Genomic DNA, 3,022 nt, shown 5'->3' with positions numbered 1-3,022 from the left:
TTATATCCAGTCAATAAGTTACATATTGGGAAGTTGTAAATGAGAGCAACAGATATTAACAATGTTGTTCTTACAAAATTGATTAAAAAAATTAAAGCGTACGGGTAATTAGTACTACTCGACTTTACTGTTACCAGTTTTACATCTGTAGCCTATCAACGTCGTAGTCTCCGACGACCCTTAAAAGAATACTCATCTTGTGGAAGGTTTCACGCTTAGATGCTTTCAGCGTTTATCCTGGCCGGACGTAGCTACTCTGCATTGCACCTGGCGGCACAACAGATACACCAGCGGTCCGTACGACCCGGTCCTCTCGTACTAAGGTCATGTCCACGCAATATTCTAACGCCCATCACAGATAGGGACCGAACTGTCTTGCGACGTTCTGAACCCAGTTCACGTGCCACTTTAATCGGCGAACAGCCGAACCCTTGGGACCTTCTCCAGCCCCAGGATGTGACGAACCGACATCGAGGTGCCAAACCTTTCCGTCGATATGAGCTCTTGGGAAAGATCAGCCTGTTATCCCCGGAGTACCTTTTATCCTTTGAGCGATGGCCCTTCCATGCAGAACCACCGGATCACTTTAGCCGGCTTTCGCCCCTGCTCGACTTGTCTGTCTCACAGTCAAGCTCCCTTATACTAATGCGCTCTGCGTACGATTACCAACCGTACTGAGGGAACCTTTGCAAGCCTCCGTTACTTTTTAGGAGGCGACCACCCCAGTCAAACTACCCACCATGCACTGTTTCCCGGAAGGGATTAGACTCTAAGCAAACAAAGGTTGGTATTTCAACGACCGCTCCACGGCACCTGGCGGCACCGCTTCAAAGCGTCCCAACTATTCTACACATTGTTTGCTCAAAATCAATGCAAAGTTGTAGTGAAGGTTCACGGGGTCTTTCCGTCCCGTGACGGGTAACCGGCATCTTCACCGATACTACAATTTCGCCGGGCTCGCGGAGGAGACAGCGTTCAACTCATTAGACCATTCGTGCAGGTCGGAACTTACCCGACAAGGAATTTCGCTACCTTAGGACCGTTATAGTTACGGCCGCCGTTTACTGGGGCTTCAGTCAGAAGCTTTGGCTTGCGCCGAACATCCTTCCTTAACCTTCCAGCACCGGGCAGGTATCAGGCTCTATACGTCATCTTACGATTTTGCAGGGCCCTGTGTTTTTGTTAAACAGTTGGTTGAACCATTTTACTGAGACCACATCACTGTGGTATGCTTTATCCCGAAGTTACAGCATCAATTTGCCTAGTTCCTTCTCCGCGGCTCACCCGAGCACCTTAGGCTATTCGCCTCGACTACCTGTGTCGGTTTGCGGTACGGGCTGCTTTAGCCACACCTTAGAGGTTTTTCTCGGAGGTTTGATTAGGATCACTATCTCTTCAGCCGAAGCTTCTGAGTACTATCAGGTTCGCCATCTCTCCCGGATTTACCTGGGAAAAATATAACTACACCCTTTAACGGGAACATCCGTTGCCCCGCGGATCTTTCACTACCTCGTCACCCCATCGGAACTAAAGCAGGTACTGGAATATTAACCAGTTTTCCATCAGCTGCGCCTTTCGGCTTTGCCTAAGGACCCGACTAACCCTGATCCGATTAACGTTGATCAGGAACCCTTAGTCTTACGGTGAAGTAGTTTTTCACTACTTTTATCGCTACTTATGCCTACATTTTCGTTTGCCAACGCTCCAGCATTCGTCGCCGAACACCTTCGATGCAGATGGCAATGCTCCCCTACCACTCTATTGCTAGAGTTTAGAACTTCGGTGGTATGTTTGATGCCCGATTATTTTCCGTGCAGGACCTCTCGACCAGTGAGCTGTTACGCACTCTTTAAATGAATGGCTGCTTCCAAGCCAACATCCTGGCTGTTATAGAAGTCCCACCTCGTTTGATCAACTTAACATACGCTTAGGGACCTTAGTTGCTAATCTGGGTTATTTCCCTCTCGGCCACGGATCTTAGCACCCGCAGCCTCACTCCCGGACTAATTTGACAGTATTCGGAGTTTGTCAGGGTTTGGTAGGCGGTGAAGCCCCCTAGCCCAATCAGTAGCTCTACCTCTGTCAAACCTAATATCCGAGGCTGTTCCTAAAAACATTTCGGGGAGAACGAGCTATCTCTCAGTTTGATTGGCCTTTCACCCCTATCCACAAGTCATCCCAGAGCTTTTCAACGCTAACGGGTTCGGTCCTCCAGTGTGTGTTACCACACCTTCAACCTGCTCATGGATAGATCACAAAGTTTCGCGTCTACCCCCACTGACTAGTCGCCCTATTCGGACTCGCTTTCGCTACGGCTCCGTAACTTAAGTACTTAACCTCGCCAGTGAGGAGTAACTCGTAGGCTCATTATGCAAAAGGCACGCCGTCACCCGTTGCCAGGCTCCGACCGCTTGTAGGCGTACGGTTTCAGGTACTATTTCACTCCCTTGTTTAGGGTGCTTTTCACCTTTCCCTTACGGTACTGGTTCACTATCGGTCTCTGAGGAGTATTTAGCCTTACCAGATGGTGCTGGCAAATTCAGGCAGGATTCCTCCGGTCCCGCCGTACTCAGGATACCTCTCGTCCACAACAATTTCTGCCTACAGGACTATCACCTGCTATGGTCCAACTTTCCAGAAGGTTCAGCTTGATGTTGCTTTCTAAATGAGGTCCTATAACCCCGGTGCAGCACGCTACACCGGTTTGGGCTGTTCCCTTTTCGCTCGCCACTACTTAGGGAATCACGATTGTTTTCTTTTCCTCCTGGTACTTAGATGTTTCAGTTCCCAGGGTTGACTCTCCTTGCGGAGTAATACACCTTCAGTGTATTGGGTTGTCCCATTCGGAAATCTCCGGATCTAATGCTTGTGTGCAGCTCCCCGGAGCTTATCGCAGCTTACCACGTCCTTCGTCGTCTCTCAGAGCCAAGGCATCCACCATACGCCCTTAAGTGCTTTAAAAGAGTTATTACTATCACTCGTTCATTTACAACTTATTTTTATCCCAATATGTCAAAGAGCT

At 49.0% G+C, this 3,022-nt stretch carries 1 rRNA gene; it reads right to left on the bottom strand.

Features of this window, described 5'->3' with window-relative positions:
* Window positions 1-88: 88 nt before the first annotated feature.
* Window positions 89-2,961: ribosomal RNA gene (locus tag P2H89_RS35375) — 23S ribosomal RNA — on the bottom strand.
* Window positions 2,962-3,022 lie beyond the last annotated feature (61 nt).

Origin of the sequence: Paraflavitalea sp. CAU 1676 (assembly GCF_029223285.1) — a bacterium.
Classification (GTDB): domain Bacteria; phylum Bacteroidota; class Bacteroidia; order Chitinophagales; family Chitinophagaceae; genus Paraflavitalea.
This window is presented reverse-complemented; position numbering and strand designations above follow the sequence as displayed.